At 49.1% G+C, this 20,319-nt stretch carries 15 protein-coding genes; 14 read left to right on the top strand and 1 reads right to left on the bottom strand.

Annotated elements, in window-relative coordinates; translation table 11 throughout:
- The first annotated feature begins 256 nt into the window (after positions 1 to 256).
- The 11 genes from ACXX53_RS14510 (at position 257) to ACXX53_RS14460 (ending at position 14,388) form a co-directional block, all read left to right on the top strand.
- Positions 257 to 1,669 carry a cytochrome ubiquinol oxidase subunit I gene (locus ACXX53_RS14510; protein WP_458569374.1) on the top strand — a complete coding sequence of 471 codons (1,413 nt, stop codon included), beginning with the start codon at positions 257 to 259 and terminating at the stop codon, positions 1,667 to 1,669.
- Positions 1,662 to 2,681, top strand: coding sequence for a cytochrome d ubiquinol oxidase subunit II (cydB, locus tag ACXX53_RS14505; protein ID WP_458569373.1), 1,020 nt, complete (start codon positions 1,662 to 1,664; stop codon positions 2,679 to 2,681). The genes ACXX53_RS14510 and cydB overlap by 8 nt, the downstream gene beginning before the upstream one ends.
- Positions 2,681 to 4,408, top strand: a complete 1,728-nt coding sequence (gene cydD / locus ACXX53_RS14500) for a thiol reductant ABC exporter subunit CydD (RefSeq protein ID WP_458569372.1) — start codon at positions 2,681 to 2,683, stop codon at positions 4,406 to 4,408. The genes cydB and cydD overlap by 1 nt, the downstream gene beginning before the upstream one ends.
- Positions 4,405 to 6,156 carry a thiol reductant ABC exporter subunit CydC gene (gene cydC, locus ACXX53_RS14495; protein ID WP_458569371.1) on the top strand — a complete coding sequence of 584 codons (1,752 nt, stop codon included), beginning with the start codon at positions 4,405 to 4,407 and terminating at the stop codon, positions 6,154 to 6,156. The genes cydD and cydC overlap by 4 nt, the downstream gene beginning before the upstream one ends.
- Before the next feature lie 873 nt (positions 6,157 to 7,029).
- Entirely contained in the window at positions 7,030 to 8,781 is a 1,752-nt protein-coding gene (locus tag ACXX53_RS14490; RefSeq protein WP_458569370.1) for an ABC transporter ATP-binding protein, read from the top strand.
- Positions 8,756 to 10,630 (top strand): ABC transporter ATP-binding protein, encoded by a 1,875-nt coding sequence (locus ACXX53_RS14485; protein WP_458569369.1) that lies wholly within the window; start codon positions 8,756 to 8,758, stop codon positions 10,628 to 10,630. Before ACXX53_RS14490 ends, ACXX53_RS14485 begins: the two co-directional genes overlap by 26 nt.
- 66 nt (positions 10,631 to 10,696) lie before the next feature.
- Positions 10,697 to 11,158 carry a zinc-ribbon domain-containing protein gene (locus ACXX53_RS14480; protein WP_458569368.1) on the top strand — a complete coding sequence of 154 codons (462 nt, stop codon included), beginning with the start codon at positions 10,697 to 10,699 and terminating at the stop codon, positions 11,156 to 11,158.
- A gap of 256 nt (positions 11,159 to 11,414) precedes the next feature.
- Entirely contained in the window at positions 11,415 to 11,990 is a 576-nt protein-coding gene (locus tag ACXX53_RS14475; protein WP_458569367.1) for a spore coat protein, read from the top strand.
- Positions 11,991 to 12,167: 177 nt separating this feature from the next.
- Positions 12,168 to 13,214 carry a hypothetical protein gene (locus ACXX53_RS14470; RefSeq protein ID WP_458569366.1) on the top strand — a complete coding sequence of 349 codons (1,047 nt, stop codon included), beginning with the start codon at positions 12,168 to 12,170 and terminating at the stop codon, positions 13,212 to 13,214.
- Between the two features lie 186 nt (positions 13,215 to 13,400).
- The gene (locus tag ACXX53_RS14465) at positions 13,401 to 14,069 is read left to right on the top strand and encodes a DUF2642 domain-containing protein (RefSeq protein WP_458569365.1); all 669 of its coding nucleotides are present in this window, start codon (positions 13,401 to 13,403) and stop codon (positions 14,067 to 14,069) included.
- A gap of 100 nt (positions 14,070 to 14,169) precedes the next feature.
- Entirely contained in the window at positions 14,170 to 14,388 is a 219-nt protein-coding gene (locus ACXX53_RS14460; RefSeq protein WP_458569364.1) for a hypothetical protein, read from the top strand.
- A gap of 95 nt (positions 14,389 to 14,483) precedes the next feature.
- Here ACXX53_RS14460 and ACXX53_RS14455 read toward each other — a convergent pair whose 3' ends face one another.
- Complete coding sequence (locus ACXX53_RS14455; RefSeq protein ID WP_458569363.1) at positions 14,484 to 15,773, bottom strand: MFS transporter; 1,290 nt, start codon at positions 15,771 to 15,773, stop codon at positions 14,484 to 14,486.
- A gap of 362 nt (positions 15,774 to 16,135) precedes the next feature.
- Here ACXX53_RS14455 and ACXX53_RS14450 point away from each other — a divergent pair, with 362 nt between their 5' ends.
- The 3 genes from ACXX53_RS14450 to ACXX53_RS14440 are packed head-to-tail and all read left to right on the top strand — an operon-like array spanning position 16,136 to position 20,213.
- Entirely contained in the window at positions 16,136 to 16,624 is a 489-nt protein-coding gene (locus ACXX53_RS14450; RefSeq protein WP_458569362.1) for a MarR family winged helix-turn-helix transcriptional regulator, read from the top strand.
- Positions 16,621 to 18,348 (top strand): ABC transporter ATP-binding protein, encoded by a 1,728-nt coding sequence (locus ACXX53_RS14445; RefSeq protein ID WP_458569361.1) that lies wholly within the window; start codon positions 16,621 to 16,623, stop codon positions 18,346 to 18,348. The genes ACXX53_RS14450 and ACXX53_RS14445 overlap by 4 nt, the downstream gene beginning before the upstream one ends.
- Positions 18,345 to 20,213: an ABC transporter ATP-binding protein gene (locus ACXX53_RS14440; RefSeq protein ID WP_458569360.1), complete on the top strand. Its 1,869-nt coding sequence runs from the start codon at positions 18,345 to 18,347 to the stop codon at positions 20,211 to 20,213. The genes ACXX53_RS14445 and ACXX53_RS14440 overlap by 4 nt, the downstream gene beginning before the upstream one ends.
- Positions 20,214 to 20,319: the final 106 nt, after the last annotated feature.

Here is a 20,319-nt window from a genome sequence, read left to right as displayed (position 1 = left end):
GTGAAGTTTGAGAAAAAGTTCTCAAATTGCTCAAAGAGAGCGGGGTACTATGTGACAATTGTCACAACGATGGAGTGACTTTTTTGACAGAATGATGATGGGTCACGAGCAACACTCTTGATCTTCCGTTATACAGGCTAATACCGCCGACCGCAGGTTTCGATGGTCACTGAAGCAGGCGGAAGCGGCCACTTAGCTTGACATAGCATGTAAACATGGAAAATGGTACTAGTATGAGAAAGGTGGGGGATTACGGATGGATGTAGTTGAGCTGTCCCGTATTCAATTCGCAGCAACGACGATTTTTCACTTCTTCTTCGTCCCGTTGTCGATCGGATTGGCGCTGCTCATCGCCATTATGCAGACGATGTATGTCGTCAAAGGTGAAGAGCAGTACAGAAAGATGGCAAAGTTCTGGGGTAAGCTGTTCCTTATTAACTTTGCAGTAGGTGTAGTAACAGGTATTATTCAAGAATTCCAGTTCGGTATGAACTGGTCGGACTATTCTCGCTTCGTAGGAGACGTGTTCGGGGCGCCGCTTGCAATTGAGGCATTGGCTGCTTTCTTTATGGAATCCACATTTATCGGCTTATGGATATTCGGTTGGGATCGTCTTTCGAAGAAAGTGCATTTGGCGTGTATCTGGTTAGTAGCGATTGGAACGACGATGTCAGCATTCTGGATTCTGGCAGCGAACTCTTTCATGCAGCATCCAGTCGGATATGAAATTGTTGATGGCCGCGCACAAATGAACGACTTCTGGGCACTCATTACCAACGGTCAGGCACTTGTAGAGTTTCCGCATACCGTATTGGGCGCATTTGCAACAGGCGCATTCTTGATCGCAGGTGTTAGTGCGCTGCGCTTGATGCAGAAGAAGGACGTTGCCTTCTTCAAAAAGTCATTTAATATCGCTATCGTAGTAGCTTTGATCTCTTCAATTGGTGTTGCGCTTTATGGTCACCAGCAAGCACAGTATCTGGTTCATACACAGCCAATGAAGATGGCTGCGGCAGAGGCCTTGTGGACGACGAGTGATGACCCTGCGCCATGGACGGTATTTGCTAAGATTGACACCGAAAAACAGGAAAACAGCATGGAGTTGCAGATTCCATATGCACTGAGCTTCCTTTCTTATAGTAAATTCTCCGGTGAAGTTATCGGGATGCAGGAACTGCAAGCGCAATATGAACAGTTGTATGGTCCAGGAGACTATATTCCTCCGGTTAAGACAACATTCTGGAGCTTCCGCATCATGGTTGTAGCAGGTTCGCTTATGATCTTGCTGGCTATGTACGGTGTATATATGATGGCTCGCAAGAAGATTGATCAAATTAAGCCTTGGTATTGGAAAATGATGGTATTTGGAATTTCCTTGCCAATCATAGCGAATACAGCAGGTTGGATTATGACAGAGATTGGTCGTCAGCCATGGACAGTATTCGGCTTAATGACGACAGCAGACAGTGTCTCTCCTAGCGTTACTTCAGGTGAGGTGTTATTCTCCCTGATCGCATTTACAACGATCTATTCGATTCTATTAGTCGTCATGATCTATCTGTTCGTTAAAGTGATTAAGAAGGGTCCGGATGCGCTGGATCATGATCACGCTGCAGAAGTAACGACGAACGATCCGTTCAGTAAGGGAGGTAAGCATCTCCATGTTTGAGTTGAGTGAACTGTGGTTTGTCCTTGTCGGTGTGTTGTTTGTCGGATTCTTCTTCTTAGAAGGATTTGACTTCGGTGTAGGTATGTCGACATTATTTTTAGCGAAAAATGATGGAGAGAAACGCGTATTAATCAACTCCATCGGCCCGTTCTGGGATGCCAATGAAGTATGGCTTCTGACAGCGGGCGGCGCGATGTTCGCTGCATTTCCACATTGGTATGCAACGATGTTCAGCGGTTTCTATATTCCGCTCGTCGTGCTGCTGCTTGCGCTTATCGGACGCGGCGTAGCGTTCGAATTCCGTCATCAAGGCAGCACTGCAGCATGGAAGAAGACGTGGGATATCGTCATCTTCATCGGCAGCTTATTGCCGCCGTTCCTGTTTGGTGTCGTGTTCGCGACCTTTGTGCAAGGCTTGCCTATCGATCAGAATATGGAGATGCATGCTGCATTCTTCGGTGACATTGTAAATGTATACACTGTGCTTGGCGGTGTCGCTGTTACGTTGCTCTGTCTTGTACACGGTCTGATGTTTGCGTCCTTGCGCACTACAGGTGACCTGCAGGAACGCGCTCGCAAGCTTGCGAAGCTGTTGTTGGTTCCACTTGCGGTATTGCTGCTCGGATTCGGGCTTATGACTTACTTCAATACAGACTTCTTTGACAGCCGCGGCGCGGTTCTGATTGCGATGGCAGTCCTTGGTGTGATAGCCTTTATATTAGCAGGCTACTTCATGTCCAAGAAGCGCGATGGCTGGGCGTTTGGTATGACAGGTGCTGTGATTGCAATCGCGGTATCTGCAGTGTTCGTGGGCATGTTCCCGAACGTATTGGTTAGCTCTTTGGACAGCGCATATAACATGACTGTATACAATTCGTCTTCTGGCGATTACTCGCTGAAGATTATGACAATCGTAGCGTTGACGCTGCTGCCATTTGTATTGGGCTATCAGATCTGGAGCTACTTTGTCTTCCATAAACGTGTTAACGAGAAGGAGCATTTGACTTATTAATGGATAAATCACTACTTGGATATAAGGGGATCAAGCCCGTTATAGCGGTTCTCGCGTTGCTTACCCTGATTCATAGTGTGTCCATCATAATGCTGGCTAAAGGGCTGGCGGACGCGGTGTCCGCCCTCTTTGCCGGCGATACGCTGCAGGAACAGGCGAATAACATTGCCCTGTTCCTGCTTGCGTTTATCGTCCGTCAAGTGACGGCGCTCCTTATGCAGAAGATTGCCTATCGATTCGCAGAACGGACGGGGCGAGATCTCCGCAAGGAGCTGATGGATAAGCTGTTCCGTTTCGGGCCTCGGGTTGCGAAGCAGGAGGGGACGGGTAATGTCGTAACGATGGTGCTGGATGGCGTGGCTCAATTCCGTACCTACTTAGAGTTAATATTGCCGCGGATGATGGGGATGGCATTCACCCCCATCATCATATGGATCTATATATTCACGCAGGATAAGATCTCAGCGCTCATCTTAGCAATTACGATACCTATTCTGATCATATTTATGATTCTGATAGGTCTGGCTGCGAAGAAGCAGGTAGATAAGCAGTTAAAGTCTTATCGCATCTTGTCCAACCACTTTGTCGATTCGCTGCGAGGTCTGGATACACTGAAGGTGCTGGGTCTAAGCCGTTCTCATAGCGATACGATCGAATGGGTGAGCGACAAGTATCGTTCTGCAACGATGAAGACCTTGCGGTTTGCATTTCTATCCTCGTTCGCGCTTGATTTCTTCACGATGCTGTCTGTGGCATTCGTGGCGGTAAGCCTTGGCTTGCGGTTAATTGAGGGTACAATGCTGCTTCCGACAGCCCTCATGGTGCTCATTCTTGCGCCGGAATACTTCCTGCCTGTTCGCATGGTAGGCGCAGATTATCACGCAACGCTCAATGGCAAAGAAGCAGGTCAATCTATACAGGACCTGATCCGTAAAGCGTCCGAGGTTGAGGTCACAGCTGAGCTGCCTGCGGGTATGAATTGGACGAATGATAGTGTTCTTGAGGTACGCGAAATAGGGTTAAAGCATGAAGAGGACGGTCCAGCATCACTGACGGACGTGACTTTCCGCGTGCAGGGATTGAAGAAGATCGGCATCATCGGCGCGAGCGGTGCTGGCAAGTCCACACTGATTGATGTGCTGGGCGGATTCCTCCGTCCAACTTCAGGCTGTATTACGGTTGATGATGCGAAGCTGGGGACGCTTGCAGATGAAGCATGGCGTGAACTGGTGACGTACATTCCGCAGCACCCTTATCTATTTAGCACGACGTTGGAGGATAATGTACGCTTCTATCAACCGAATGCGAGCTCAGATGATGTAGCACGTGCAGTAGAAGCGGCAGGCTTGAAATCTACTGTAGAGCGATTGCCAGAAGGATTGCACACGGTTGTGGGCAATGGAGGCCGCACGCTGAGCGGAGGTCAAGAGCAGCGCATAGCCTTGGCGCGCGCCTTTCTAGGGGAGCGGCCGATTATGCTGCTTGATGAGCCTACTGCGCATTTGGACATTGAAACCGAATATGAGCTGAAGGAGACGATGCTCTCCTTGTTCGAACATAAATTAGTGTTTCTGGCTACGCACCGATTGCATTGGATGCCTGACATGGACATGATTATCGTGCTTCAGCAGGGCAAGGTGGCAGAGGTCGGCACGCATGATCAATTAATGCAGCGTCGCGGTGCGTATCACGAGCTGGTTACGACAGAGATGGAGGGATGGCAATGAAACGCGAACAGTGGTTCCGTCCTTATTTCCAGATGTACTACGGGCGCTTCGCTCTAGTCGTCCTTCTAGGTATTCTCACAGTGGCCGCGGCAAGCGCGCTCATGTTCACTTCAGGGTACCTGATCTCGAAATCAGCGCTTCGCCCGGAGAACATCCTGATGGTATACGTGCCGACTGTATTGGTACGGGCTTTCGGGATCAGCCGCTCAGTTATCCATTATGGTCAGCGTCTGATCGCCCATGATGTGATCCTGCGGATCCTCTCTGATATGCGGGTTCGTCTGTATCGTATCGTGGAGCCGCAAGCTTTGTTTATTCGCTCTCGTTTCCGTACGGGTGATATCTTAGGCGCGCTGGCTGACGATATTGAATATTTACAAGACGTATATATGCGGACAGTGTTTCCAAGCGTCATTGCGCTCGGTATGTATGCGGTCGTTATTGCGGTGTTCGGTTGGTTTGACCTTGTATTTGCTGGCTTGATGGCGCTGTATATCGGTGTGCTTGTGTTTGTTCTTCCAGGTGTATCGCTATGGTTCATGAAACGCAACAATCGCCGGGCGAAGCAGGAGAAGAACCGTTTGTATCAGAAGCTGACAGATGCGGTGCTGGGGATGAGCGATTGGGTAATCAGCGGACGGTCTGCGCAGTTCGTTGATACTTATGAAGAAGATGAAGCGAGTCTGGCACGAGTAGAGCGGACATTAAGCAACTGGGCGAAATGGCGTACGTTTATTGGTCAGCTTGTTGTTGGCTTGATTGTGGTAGCTGTCATCTATTGGGCAGGTGAGCAGTATGCGGATCGACAGATCGATGTGACGTTGATTGCAGCGTTCGTGCTCGTTATTTTCCCGCTAATGGATGCTTTCTTGCCAGTATCTGAGGCAATTGAGCGAATCCCGCAGTATAAGGATTCGGTTGAGCGGCTTGTCCGGATCAGCGAGACGCAAGGTGCGGAGGCTGCTGATGGAGGCTATGCATCCGTTGGAGATGCAGAGATTGCGGCGGCACGCGATAATGCGTTTATTCGCGTGGAGCAGGTGCGCTACCGCTACGAGGAAGCGAGCGATTGGACGCTGGACGGCGTGTCCTTCGACATCGCGCCCGGCAGCAAGATCGCGGTCATCGGCCGCAGCGGCGCCGGCAAGTCGACGCTGATGAAGCTGCTGCAGGGCGCGGTCGCGCCTGGCGGTGGTTCCGTTACGATTAACGGAACACCAGCCTGCGCCATCGGCGAGCGGATGCCGCGGCTGATCAGCGTGCTGAATCAGCGGCCGCATCTGTTTGATACGACTGTGGCGAACAATATTCGCCTCGGTCGTCAAGACGCGACGGACGAAGAGATCCGTCGCGTCGCTGAGCAAGTGCAGCTCGGCGCGTTGATCGAGTCGCTGCCGGAAGGCTATGACACGCCGATGCACGAGACGGGGCAGCGCTTCTCGGGCGGCGAGCGCCAGCGAATCGCGCTGGCACGCGTGCTCCTGCAGGATAACCCGATCGTCATCATGGATGAGCCGACTGTAGGGCTTGATCCGCTCACCGAGCGGGAGCTGCTGCAGACGATCTTCCGCACGCTGGAAGGGAAGACATTAATCTGGATCACCCACCACCTGGTAGGTGTCGAGCAGATGAATGATATTATGTTTATCGAGAACGGCAGAGTGGAGATGCACGGCACCCATGCAGAGCTGATGGAGCAGAATCCTCGCTACCGCGGCCTGTACCGCCTGGATCGACCATTTGCCTAATACTAAAAGCACAGCAGTTCTGGAGATGTTATCTCCGACCGCTGTGCTTTTTTTTGCGTGGAGCGAGTGGGGAGTGTGTACTTCGGCATGGAGCGTGATGACTATGAATCCGGACACAGGGGACGTTATTTTAGATAAAAACGGTACATATTGGGGTTAGGCGGACACAGAAGCCGTTATTCCTTACAAAACGGGGTAATTTCGGTTGATTTCGTTGAAATAACGGATCTACTGTCCGCTAGTAGGCCAAAATAGCGACTTTTGCCGTAAATAAGGGCTCGTGTGTCCGCATACAACTCGTAACCTCATGGGTGAGTAACAACCTATTGTCTCATCGTAAGTTTGAGGCGTATGGAGAGTCATGAGCGAGTGGGATAACAGGCTGTTACCCAGTTACAGCGTGCGAAACGTGCAAGAGCAGTGAGATAGCAGGGGAAAACCGTGTTACAGAAGTAATGAAGCAGGTGGGGAGTCATGAGCGAGTGGGATAACAGGCAATTACCCAGTTACAGTGTGCGAAACGTGCAAAGTGGTGAGTTAGCGGGGAAAAACCGTGTTACAGAAGATATGAGGCGGCTGGAGAGTCATGAGCGAGTGAGATAACAGGCTGTTTCCCAGTTACAGCGTGCGTTACGTGCAAAAGTGAAGAGATAGCGGGGGAAAACCGTGTTACAGAAGTAATGAGGCAGATAGACGGGCAAGTCAGAACAGGCGACTGAGGGGGGAAGCGGATGTGACCAATACAGGAAGTGCCACAGGAAATACCGCATCAAGTGCGGAGCATGACTTGTAAAACAGCGCTGGTTTATGCTTTAAATTAGTGAAATTTATGTTAATATTTCTATATTGTGATGACTTTATGGAGGTGGCCGCATGCGCAATATGTGGCGCTGGCTGAGGCCTTACCGCAAGCCGTTTGCATTTGCAATCGCCATGCTGTTCGTAGAATTAAGCATTGAGCTCCTGCAGCCAGTTCTAATTGCTAGAGTGATCAACGAAGGCATTATGCCGCAGCGCCTGAACCATGTGCTGCTATGGGGCGGCATTATGCTCGGCCTAACGACGATTAGCTTCACCTGCGGCATTATTAACTCGTTCTTCGCAGCCCGAGTCGGGCAAAATGTCGGCTTCGACATCCGCAAGAAAATATTTGAACAAGTCCAATCCTTCTCGTACTCCAACTTCAATCAATTCCCTACATCAACGCTCATTACTCGCGTCACGAGCGACGTGACACAGCTTCAGAACCTGGTATTCATGGGGATGCGCATCATACTGCGCGCGCCACTTATACTTATTGGCGGACTCGTGATGGCACTCCTGGTCAATGCCAGGCTCGCCTTCATTCTCGCTATCGTAACACCAGTGCTGTTTTTATTTTTACTATGGATGATGAAAATGGCCTTCAAGCTGTTTCGCGCGGTGCAGGAACGATTGGATCGAACCAACGGCATAATGCGAGAGAATCTGTTAGGGATTAGACTCATTCGAGCATTTGTGCGCAGCAAGTATGAAGTCAAGCGGTTTGAAGATGTGAACCAAGAGCTAATGGAGCGCAACATGAAAGCGTTGTGGATGGTCGAAACGACAGTGCCCGTGCTAACGCTAGTCATGAATGCATGCATCCTCTTTATCTTATGGTTCGGCAGCAAGCAGGTACATATCTGGGGCGGAGCCAACGTAGGTGAAGTTGTTGCGGTTATTAACTATGGAACTCGCATGATCGGGGCATTTTCCGTTATATCGATGGTCGTCATGACCATCTCCCGTGCGAAAGCGTCGCTGCAGCGGATCGAGGAGGTGCTCGATACGAAGGCAGGCATTGTTGAAGAAGAGAATGTGGATGCGAGTCGTCGCATCTCATCTGGAGAAGTGGAGTTCGATCACGTCTCCTTCCGATACCCAGGCGCAGCTGAAGATGTGCTGGATGCGGTCTCGTTTACAGCGCGGCCAGGTCAGATGGTTGCGGTCATGGGGGCGACAGGCGCAGGCAAGTCCTCGCTGTTTCAGCTCATTCCGCGCTTGTACGATGTTACGGCAGGCAGCGTGAAGATAGATGGTACCGATGTTCGGAAAATGAAGCTGGACTCGCTTCGACGCGACATCGGCTTCGTGCCGCAGGAATCGCTTTTGTTCACCGGCACCGTGCAGGACAATATTCGCTGGGGGCGCGAGGATGCCTCGCTGGACGACATCGTGGAGGCGGCCAAGGCCGCTCAAATCCACGATACCGTCATGAAGCTGCCGCTGCAGTACGATACCGTGATCGGACAGAAGGGTGTCAACCTATCCGGCGGTCAGAAGCAGCGGCTTGCGATTGCCCGCGCGCTCGTTCGCAAGCCGAAGCTGCTCCTGCTTGATGACAGCACGAGCGCGCTCGACGTGCGCACGGAAGCAAGGCTGCTCGCAGAGCTGCCGAAGCTGAACGGGACCACGCTGATCATCACGCAGAAGATCAGCGCCGCCATGCATGCAGACACCATCCTGCTGATGGATGAAGGGCGTCTGCTCGCGCAAGGCGAGCATCATGAGCTCCTGAAGCATTCGGAGCTGTATCGCCGCATCGTGCATTCTCAGCTCGGAGAGGAGGCGGTTCCGCATGTCCAAGCCAATGGCACAATCTAGCGGCAACACGGGCAGCCCATCGCATCAAGCGGCGCATGCAGGACCGCGCCCGCCGCATGGGCCAGGCGGTCCACACGGCATAGGCAAGCCGAAAGTGAAGCCCAAGGATATGTTGGGCACCTTATTAAAGATATGGGCGTATCTATCGAGCGAGAAGACCAAGCTAGCACTGATATTATTTATGATCGTCCTCAGCTCCGCCCTCAAGCTGCTGGGACCCTTTCTGCTCGGTTATGCGATCGACCATTACATAAGTACAAAGGGTGATCAGGGATTGCCCCTGCTTGTAGGCGCTCTCGGCTTGACTTACCTCGGGTACGCAGCCGCGACATGGCTGCAATCGATATGGATGATCAACATCGCCCAGCGCGCCGTATTCCGAATGCGCGCGGATCTATTCACAGGACTGCATCGCCTGCCGATTGCTTACTTTACGAAGCGTCAGCACGGCGAGCTGATGAGCCGGCTTACGAACGATATGGATAACGTGAGCCAGACGTTGAACAGCTCCTTCATTCAGCTGTCCTCCAGTATATTGACCTTTATCGGTATGCTCGCCATGATGCTGTGGCTCAGTCCGCTGCTAACGTTAGTCAGCTTGATTATTGTACCGCTGTTGTTTCTTGGCATGCGGTGGATTACCAACCGTACTGGCCCGTATTTCAAAGAGCAGCAGCGCGCGCTCGGCGAGCTGAACGGTTTCGTGGAGGAGACATTCTCCGGGCAGAAGCTGGTTAAGGCTTACTCCCAGGAAGAGAAGGTGACTGCGCAATTCCTGGCGAAGAGCGAGCGTCTGCGTGACGCGGGATATTGGGCGCAGATGTATTCCGGCTTCATTCCGAAGCTGATGAATATGCTGAACGATCTGAGCTTTGCACTTATTGCAGGCGCAGGCGGCGTGATGGCGGTCTATAATCTAATCTCCATCGGTGTTATCGTGACGTTTGCGGAATACGCGCGGCAGTTTACACGACCGCTGAATGATCTGGCGAATCAGTTCAATACGTTCCTCTCTGCCGTTGCCGGCGCGGAGCGGGTGTTTGAAGTTCTGGAACAGGAGCCGGAGGCTAGTGATGAAGCCCATGCGAAGCCGCTTCAGTACCTACGAGGCGATATCGAATTCGACCGCGTATCCTTTGCGTACGATGCGGATGTTCAGACTGTCTCGGATGTATCATTCCATGTTGCTCCAGGACAAACTGCCGCATTAGTTGGACCTACTGGAGCGGGCAAATCGACGCTTGTCCAGCTCCTATCTCGTTTCTATGAGCTGAATAACGGTCACATTCGAGTGGATGGAATCGATATTAAGGAGATCACACGCAATAGCCTCCGAGGTCATATGGGCTTTGTGCTGCAGGATTCCTTCTTATTTGAAGGCTCCATTCGAGACAATATTCGATATGGACGTCTGGAAGCTTCGGACGAAGAAGTGGAGCTGGCGGCTAAGCAGGCTAATGCCCATTCTTTTATCATGAAGCTCTCCGATGGATATGATACGCGGTTAGATACCGAAGGGAGCGGCATCAGCCAAGGACAGAAGCAATTGCTGTCTATCGCGCGAGCGATCTTGGCGGATCCGGCTATTCTTATTCTGGATGAAGCGACGAGCAGTATTGACACCGTGACAGAGCTCCACATCCAAGAAGCGCTGTATCGATTGATGAAGGATCGAACGAGTATCGTCATTGCGCATCGCCTGAATACGATTCGGCAAGCGGATCAGATTCTCGTGCTTCTCGACGGACGGATTCAAGAGAAAGGATCACACAGTGAGCTGATGCAGCAGAAGGGGTATTACAGCCAACTGGTGGAGGGGCAATACGAGCAGCATGGGGCTTACACCTAATAGAGCAACTATTCATCCAGATGACCGTATTTCATAATAATGGAATTAGCTGAAAGGTGTGATCCGATGAAGAGCATTAAGCCTGGACGAGGGCCGTCATCGCAGGCGGCTGTGGGAAGCGTTGTTTCCATCATATTTGGTGTAATATGGACGATCGGTGCGTTCTCGATGACCAGAGATGCTCCGTTTCCGATGGTAGGCATTATCTTTCCATTGTTCGGTATTGTATTTATCGCGATAGGCGTATTCAATGCAGTGTATCATTACAAGAATGCCACCGGTAAGGATCGGATGTCGCTGTTCGACATTGTCGATCAAGAGGAGGAGTCAGATCCGCTGCAGGAACGTTACGGCAGAGGGAAGATGACGCCCGACAGAAGACTCTCCAAGATGAATGACGATCGAAACGGTCAACAACCAGAGCCAAGAGCTGCTAATCGGCGTTTCGAAGGGGATTATTGCCCGTATTGCGGAACAAAGATGGAGTCGGACTTTGATTATTGTCCAAAGTGCGGAAAAGATATTTGAACATGCCATGCATTATAGACTGTTTCTGAAGTAGGCTTCTCTACCTCAGGGACAGTCTTTTTTTATAGGTGCTGATTGAAATTTCTTCTTCAGCAGGGATAAATATACCGCTTTTTACTAGTATACTAGCGGATTTGTTTCAAGATGGGTGTAGAACTAGTACAAGTAACGGATAGGTAACGTATTATGCATCACAAGTTCATATCCACAACAAATGGAAGGGGATATTTATCTCATGGAGAAAATCAGTTTTGTTATGTCTATGATAGGTAGAGTCGTTCGCATAGACAGAGGCGGCCCTGAGTCGAGATCTGGGAAACTGATAGCGGTGAAACAGGACTACTTGGCCATCGATAATAAGCGTGAGGGTATCATTTATTACAACTCCGAACATATCAAGAGTATGACTGTGAATGGGTATTATTGCGAAGATCACGGAAAAGAAGATTGTTATCCTTCGTTTGATGAGCCATGCTTCATTGATGTTCTTAGCAAAATGAAATATCGTACTGTACAGATTAACCGGAGCGGTCCGGAAAAGGTTGTAGGTGTTCTGACATCAGTAGGTGATGATCGTCTGCTTGTCATCGTTAAAGGCGAGGTCGTTACGGTATTTACTTACCACGTTCGCAGCATCAGTGTTGTATGCAAGGAGAACGATGACTGTAAAGATGAAGATGACTATGAAGATGACTGCGATGACGATGACGATGACGATGATGACAAAGACTGTGAAGACGATCACCATAAGAAGAAATGCAAAAAGCGTAAAAAGTGCAAATACGAAGATGACGACAAATATGATAAGAAATGCCGAAAGCACGATAAGTAGTTACATTTACGATGACGAGGAATCTGGGTATACAACATAATTTCGTATATCTAGGTTCCTTCACTATTATGATATCGAACTAGTAAAACAGGCGAAGTGATTAGTACAGACATCTATAGGGATGAGTATATATGGATTATCAATGTCTGACTATGACAAATGAAAGGTGATAATCGCATGGTACAATCCCTTCTGCACAGCCAAGTAGGTATGAAAGTCAATATCAACAGAGGTGGTCCGTACTCAAGCCGAGGAAGGCTCTTGGCAATTAAAGAGGATCACCTGGTCGTCAAGACTGATGAGCATGGACCTGTATATTACCAGATCGAGAATATTGAGAGTGCGGGCGTGGACGCCCGTGAGGACCGATATGCACTGTCATCTAATGAGATGGAAGGTGATTGGTGCGAGGATGAGGTCTGCTTAGAAGATGTATATTACAACATGCGCTACTATGTCGTGGATATCAATCGCGGTGGTGCTGGGGCTGTTCGGGGCATCTTAATTCATTTCCTTGACGACTTCTTGCTTCTAGTGGATAACGACAAGATTGTAAACGTGTGTACTAAACATATTGTATCCATAAGCCGAAGTCGGGAGGTTAAGGCGGTTACTGAGTGTAAATGCCATCTAATCGAAGAGAAAGCTCGGGTATCTGCTACACTCGAACAGCCAGCCGATCCAGTACCTGATCCTGCACCGCAGTTGCCATTGCTTCAATCTCAACTGGTTCAATCCCCTGATTCCCCGCAAGACAGCTCTTCACTTCTCCGTCAGGAAGTAGAGCCTTCTGCTCCTGGTCATGTGAAAGAACTCAGTTTCCATGAACCAACTTTGCCTGTTATTCCTAGCGCTGCTATGCCGGTGTCGTTATCCGGCTTCATAACAGAGGACTATGTTACGCCTGAAATGCGATATACCCGTGAAAGAAGAAAGCGAACTCGGCGCACACGAGAGAAGGCATTTTCGAGCAAATGGAATTCGAGAAATAGACCAAGAAGAAAGGTCGAACACACAGTTATCCCTCCGCTTACGGTCCAGTTCAGCCTCAATAGACATGTGCAGCATCGCACGGTCAACTCAATGGCGCTGCGCCATCGCACAAGCAAACGCCATGAAGCACAACCAACAACGCAAACGCGGAAAGCTCATGTGTATGTTGTAAATCCTCGCATTTATGTGCCTCGTAAAAGAAGATCTCGCATGTTGAGAGCCGTTAAGTAATAACGGATATCTGTATCTCACTTTTAGTCCTCTGTGACCGCTCATGGGATCAAGTCGGCATCAAGCTGTTTACTGGACTCCGACTTGATCCTGTGAGTGTGGTTGCGGAGTACGTAAGCAAACTATTGCTTTTTCGTGTGGGACTAGCCGTGTATATTAATCCATTTTCAAGAAGAGGGTATTAGGATGAACTTAATTAGCAATTATCTTGGGCAGTATATTGAGATCGAAGTGACTGGAAGTAAACGATTAGCAGGCAGGCTTGTGGATTATGGACTGGACATTATCGTCATTTACGATGGCAGCAGATATGTATACATTTCGTCATTGCATGTGCAGCATATGAAGTTAAGGAAAGAGAAGGATGCAAGTATAATGGATCCTCCAGAAGAAGAACTGTTGAGTGAGCGCGACATCTCATATCGCAAAACATTGAGCTGCGCTAAAGGACAGTTCATTGAGCTGTATGTGTCCAGCAACCAAACGATTCATGGATATATCACCAACGTATTAACCAACTACTTTGTCTTCTATTCCCCGATCTACAAGACCATGTACATTCCTCTGATCCATCTGAAATGGCTGACATACGATATAAGCAGAAGAACTCCGTACTCACTAGATATGAGATTCTTGCCTATGCAACCCTCTGAGCTGACATTAGCTAGAACGTTTGAAGAGCAGATGAAGAAGCTGGAAGGGAAGATTATCGTCCTTGATCTTGGACATGACATGCACAAGCAAGGTCTATTATATCGATTGGAAGGCAGTTTAATAGAATTGGTTACTGCTGATGAAGAGCGGTTGTTCAGCAGTATTCAGCATATACAGACAGTTCACTCTCCGTACATCTAGCTGTCTAGCATTCACCTCTTTTTCGGACTAGTTATATTCGCTGAGTCAATTAAAAATATCAATCATAAGATAGAGTATAACTTATAGGAGGTGACCTGATATGACAGGTAGAGAAAAATTTGAATGCAAGTGTAAGTGTGAAAAGAAGAAGGAAAAGAAACACGAGGATTGTGGCTGCCACAAGAAGCGTAAGGAAAGAGATTGTGATTGCCGTAAGAAGCACGAGAAAAAGGAAAAGAAACACCTTAAGTGCTGGTGTGAAGAAGAACGCGAGCATGAAGACGAATGTGATTTCGACGATGATGATGATTTCTATTAATCCGATTAACAGTTAGGCAGTATATAAGCTGCAAGAAAGACCATGTGCCCTGCATGGTCTTTTTTGCTAGTTTACTATAGTTACAAGTGGCGGCTTTACATAGAGGCGGTCTTGTGATCGCTAAGGTGCAGCTTGCTCGGATGAGGCTCGCGGAACATCAGGAAGAAGCACAAAGCAGCTGTAACATACAGAATACCGGTAATGGAGAACGTTATCGCATAGCCCCAATATGTGCCGTAATTCGTTATTAGAGCGGATTGCACACTGCCCATACTAGCCCAACCAAGCATAAATGCGGTTTGTGTTATAGAATTGGCGATCCCTCTGCGGCGATCCGATACACGGTCGACCATTAGATTGGATTGAATCGGATTCGCTGCGTTCATCAGCGCTTGCCTGAATAGGAAGCTGATAGACGCGATAAGTAATATATTCGTAAACCCTGTGAGCAGCAAGAACGGCAGGGATAACAGTTGAAAATAAACGATCGCTCTTACTTGACCGACACGTCCAACTAACTTAGGACCGATCATCATGGAGATGATCGTCATCACTTGTCCGAGAGAGACGAGCAAGCCGACTGAGGTCAACGAGATATCGAACCGATCGGTAAAGTACAGATTCAGGTAAGGGATGACCAAGCCTGAACCGAACCCAATTAGAAGCTGGCCTATTGTGAACTTGCCGATATTGCGCCAATCGTCCCTAGCATTATCGGCTGTGTGTATAGATTTTTCGGCAACTGTGGAAACAGAAGCTTCTAGTACGGACTCTGCTTTCTTCTCCTTCACGAACAGCAGCGGAATAAAGGAGAAGAGAGTTGCTATGCCGCCAAACAGCAGGGCGGTCTGCAAGCTCTGTGTATGATCAATGCCGATTGCTTGCAAGCTGTCTGCTATGATGCCGCCGCTGATATTGCCAAGCACTTGAGATGCCAGAACCATTGAGAAGTGCAGGCTGAACATGCGCAAGCGGCGCTCTATGCCTGAATTCTCTGCTAAGAACGGGACAGCCAATACTTGATAGAAAGAAGCAAATACCCCTGTTCCGATCGCTAGCAGCTGCAGATAGGGCTCTCCTTGTGCGAATGCGCGGCTGATAAACAGTATGCCTGTGAATAATGCACCGGTTACGAGAAAAGGTTTGCGGCTCAATCGATCGCCGAGAAGTCCGATTGGAATGAATAGCAGGGCCGTCGCCAACGACTGTATGCTGACGATGCTGCCGTTCATCACCTGATCGTACCCGAGCGACTTGATGTATAGGTTGTACAATACCGAGAACAGGCCGCTGCCGAATTGATAGAGGATATTCGATATAAAAAATAACTGGATATTCCGGTTCCAGCCCTTTATTTCAGTCATCAAATTGTGAGCAAATTGCATGATGGCGGTTTCCTCCATAATTCATTCAATAAGGACTGTTATATTGTATACTGCCTTGTAAAAAAGAGGAAGGAGGGGAATTCGTAGATTAATGCAGTTAACAAGCGATATTTGAACATAGCGATACACTTGTCAGGATAAATGGCGATTAACGATGAAGAGAGGGGAAATGAGGTAAAAACCAAAAAGAAAGGAGCTTATAGCCAATCGGGTTGATTGACCTGGTTGGCTATTTTTGTGTGCAGGATGAAGCGGTCAATCGCTATTCATTGTACGAATAATGGGGAAAGCTGTATGGAGAATGAGAGCGTGTTTCACGACACCTAAAAATATTCATGACTATGACGAAGAGGTGATCGGTTGTGTCGGAAGAACATCCGTTATCCAGGGAATTAATTGAGACATTCGTGAAGTTCAATCGCGCGGAGTGGCAGCAGCGAATGCTCGCCGGACAGAAGCGCAGCGAGATGATGGTGTTATTTGCAATTCAGGAGCAAGCGAATGAAGAAGAACCTGCAATGCGTGTTTCGGATATCAGCAGCTTGCTGCGGGTGACATCACCTACAGTGTCACAGCTGATTAACGCGCTGGAAGCGAAGGGATTAGTCGAACGAATAAGCGATTCTCATGATCGCCGCGCTGTTCGAGTAGGTCTTACAGACGCTGGTAAGCAATTAACAGCGGTCAGCAAGCAAAGAGCAAGAGAGCATACTCAAGGGCTCATCGATTACTTAGGTGAAGAGGACGCGCAGAAGCTGGCGGAGTTGCTGAATAAGCTGTTTGACTATCACAGCAGTATGAGGGAGCAGTTTCAAGGTGAAGAGGATGTCAAGGAGTGTGGAAAGGCATGACGAGGCTGTTTAAGTTCTTGAAGCCGTATAAATGGTCAATAGCAGCTGTGTTAGTACTTGTATTTGCCCAATCCTTATCAGAATTGTATCTTCCGACATTAATGTCAGATATCGTGGATATCGGTATTGTGAACGGAGACCTGCCATATATATGGCTGGTTGGCGGCTTCATGCTGCTGGTCGCGGCAGCAGGGGCGATGTGTGCTATAGGAGGAAGTTATTTCTCATCTAAGGTAGCGATGGGGTTTGGCAGGCTGATGCGAGCCAAGGTATTTGACCAAGTTGAACACTTCTCGATGCAGGAAATTGATCAGATTGGCACGGCTTCATTAATTACACGTACAACTAACGACATTAACCAAGTGCAGCAGGTGTTGGTCATGATGCTGCGCATTATGGTTATGGCGCCGATGATGTGTATCGGCGGGCTCCTTATGGCCTTATCTAAGGATGCGAAGCTCACACTTGTATTGGCTGTATCGATACCGATTCTGGCATTGTCGATCTATATCATAGCGAGCCAAGGTATTCCGCTCTTCAAGGCTATGCAGATTAAGCTGGACAAGCTTAATCTCGTGGTTCGTGAAGGATTGATCGGGATTCGGGTTATTCGCTCCTTTAACCGCACGGATGCGGAGAAGGAACGATTCAATGAGGCGAATGGAGATCTGACGAATACGGCAGTAAGAGTAAACCGGATTATGGCTTCGCTTATGCCGATCATGATGCTTACATTCAACTTATCTACGGTAGCTATCCTATGGTTTGGCGGCCTGCGGGTCAGCGATATGGACCTGGAAGTCGGCGATCTGATGGCATTCATTCAATATGCGATACAAATTATGTACTCGCTCGTTATGCTGTCGATGATATTCGTAATGGTGCCGCGCGGCGCTGCGTCTGCTGCTCGGATTAACGAAGTGCTGGATATGAAGTCAGCCTTGACGGAACGGACAGCGCCTATTACGAAGGCAGATGTACGCGGCGTTGTAGAATTAGACCGCGTTTCCTTCTATTATCCAGGCGCGGAGCAAGCGGCGATATCGAATATATCGTTCACTGCGCGTCCAGGTCAGACGACGGCAATCATAGGGGGCACAGGGTCGGGTAAATCGACGATTCTGAATCTAATCGAGCGTTTCTATGACGTCAGCGAAGGAAGCATACGCGTTGACGGTATTGATATTCGTGATATGTCGCTGCAGTTCCTGCGCTCCAAGATCGGATATGTGCCTCAGAAGGCTGTTTTATTTACGGGAAGTATTTCGGATAACATTCGCTTTGGTAAGGAAGATGCTACCGATGAAGAGGTAGCGCATGCTGCAGTAGTTGCACAAGCAAATGACTTTATCTCCAGCATGCAGGATGGCTTCGATTCAACCATCTCGCAAGGCGGTACGAACGTATCCGGCGGTCAGAAGCAGCGTCTTTCCATTGCGCGGGCGATCGTGCGAAATCCTGAGATCTTTATGTTCGATGACAGCTTCTCCGCGCTGGACTTTAAGACAGACGCGAAGCTTCGCGCGGCATTGAAGCAAGAAACGACGGATACCACGGTCATTATCGTGGCGCAGCGGGTTAGCACCGTTATGGATGCGGATCAGATAATCGTGCTGGATGAAGGCGCAATTGCAGATATCGGTACACATGATGAGCTTATTCAGCGCAGCGAAGTATACCGCGAAATCGTGCGATCCCAATTGTCAGAGGAGGAGATCGCATGAGTGAGCGTAGAGGGCAGGGGAATCGGGGGCCGATGGGCGGCGGACCAATGGGCAGGATGGCAATGCCCGGAGATAAAGCGAAGGATTTCAAGGGTACTTTGATGCGGTTGCTGGGTTATTTGAAGCCCCGTCAAGTACAGCTGACTATTGTATTTATCGCGGCTGTTCTCAGTACAGTGTTCTCAATCGTCAGCCCTAAGATTATGGGTAAAGCGATTACAAAGCTGTTTGAAGGCATGATTGGACTGATGCGGGGTGTGCCGAAAGAGGAAGCCTTCGACTTCGGTTATATCGCAAATATTATGCTGATCCTTATTGCTCTGTACGCTGTTAGCGCATTGTTCAGCTATCTGCAGCAGTATGTGATGGCGGGTGTTGCGCAGAAGATCGTATATGATATGCGGATGCAGATTAATGAGAAGCTGTCGCGTCTGCCGTTGAAGTACTTCGACTCCAAGACGCATGGCGAGATCTTGAGCCGCGTAACAAACGATGTAGATAACATCAGCACCACGCTGCAGCAGAGTTTAACGCAGCTTATAACGTCTATCGTCACGATTATTGGTGTTATCATCATGATGCTGACGATCAGTCCGATACTGACGCTGATCTTGGTACTGACGCTTCCGCTCAGTGTAATTGCAACGAAGAAGGTTGCTTCGACATCACAGAAGCATTTCGCGGGTCAGCAGCGTTCGCTGGGTGAGTTGAACGGACATGTTGAGGAAATGTACACAGGTCATCAGGTTGTTAAAGCGTTCGGCTATGAGCCAAGATCGCAGGCGGAATTTGAGGCTATTAATGAACGCCTGTACAATTCGGGTCAAAAAGCACAGTTCATTTCCGGCGTTATTATGCCAGTGATGAACTTTATCGGGAATATCGGCTACGTACTGGTAAGTGTAGTCGGAGGTATTCTGGTTACGCGCGGATCGATCGAGATCGGTGATATTCAAGCTTTCATTCAGTATACGCGTCAGTTCACTCAGCCTATCGCTCAGACAGCAAACATCGCGAACTTGATTCAATCGACGATAGCCTCGGCTGAGCGTATCTTTGAAGTGCTGGATGAGGAGGAAGAGGTTGCGGAAGCGGCAAGTCCAGTTGTCATTAAGGAGCCGCTCGGACAAGTTGAGTTCAACCATGTACAGTTTGGATATAAGGCTGAAGAATTGCTCATAACGGACATGAATATTCATGTGCTGCCAGGCCAGACGATCGCCATCGTAGGTCCAACAGGCGCAGGCAAGACTACGCTTATCAATCTGTTGATGCGTTTCTACGAGCTGAATGGCGGCAGTATCTCCATTGATGGAGTAGACATAACCCGCATGAAACGCAGTGATCTGCGTACCATGTTCGGTATGGTGCTGCAGGATACGTGGCTGTTCAACGGCACAATTCATGATAACTTGGCTTATGCTCGTCCGGATGCTTCTGATGCCGATATCGTGCGCGCAGCGAAGGCCGCGCGGGCAGATCACTTTATTCGTACGTTACCTGAAGGCTATAATACGGTGCTGAATGAGGAAGCATCGAATATATCTCAGGGCCAGAAGCAGCTGTTGACGATTGCGCGCGCCATCCTGGCGGATCCCGCGATATTGATCCTGGATGAAGCAACAAGCAGCGTGGATACACGGACTGAGGCTCATATTCAAGAAGCGATGCAAACACTGATGAAGGGGCGTACAAGCTTTGTTATTGCCCATCGTCTATCGACCATTCGCAATGCGGATCTGATCCTGGTTATGAACAAAGGTACAGTTATTGAGCAGGGATCGCATGATGAGCTGATGAAACAGCATGGCTTCTATGCGGACTTGTATAACAGTCAATTCAGTCAGGAATCTGAGGCGATATAAAGGGATAAAGAACCATGTGTTTAGGCATTCTAAATGCAGCGCTGCTTGATTATGAAACGGTGCGGCTGTTGCGGGCAATCGGAAGCGGGCATGATGACAAGACACT

The sequence above is a fragment of the Paenibacillus marinisediminis genome (genome assembly GCF_054343325.1).
The sequence above is the reverse complement of the archived record's forward strand: the minus strand, read 5'-3'. Positions and strand labels throughout refer to the sequence as shown.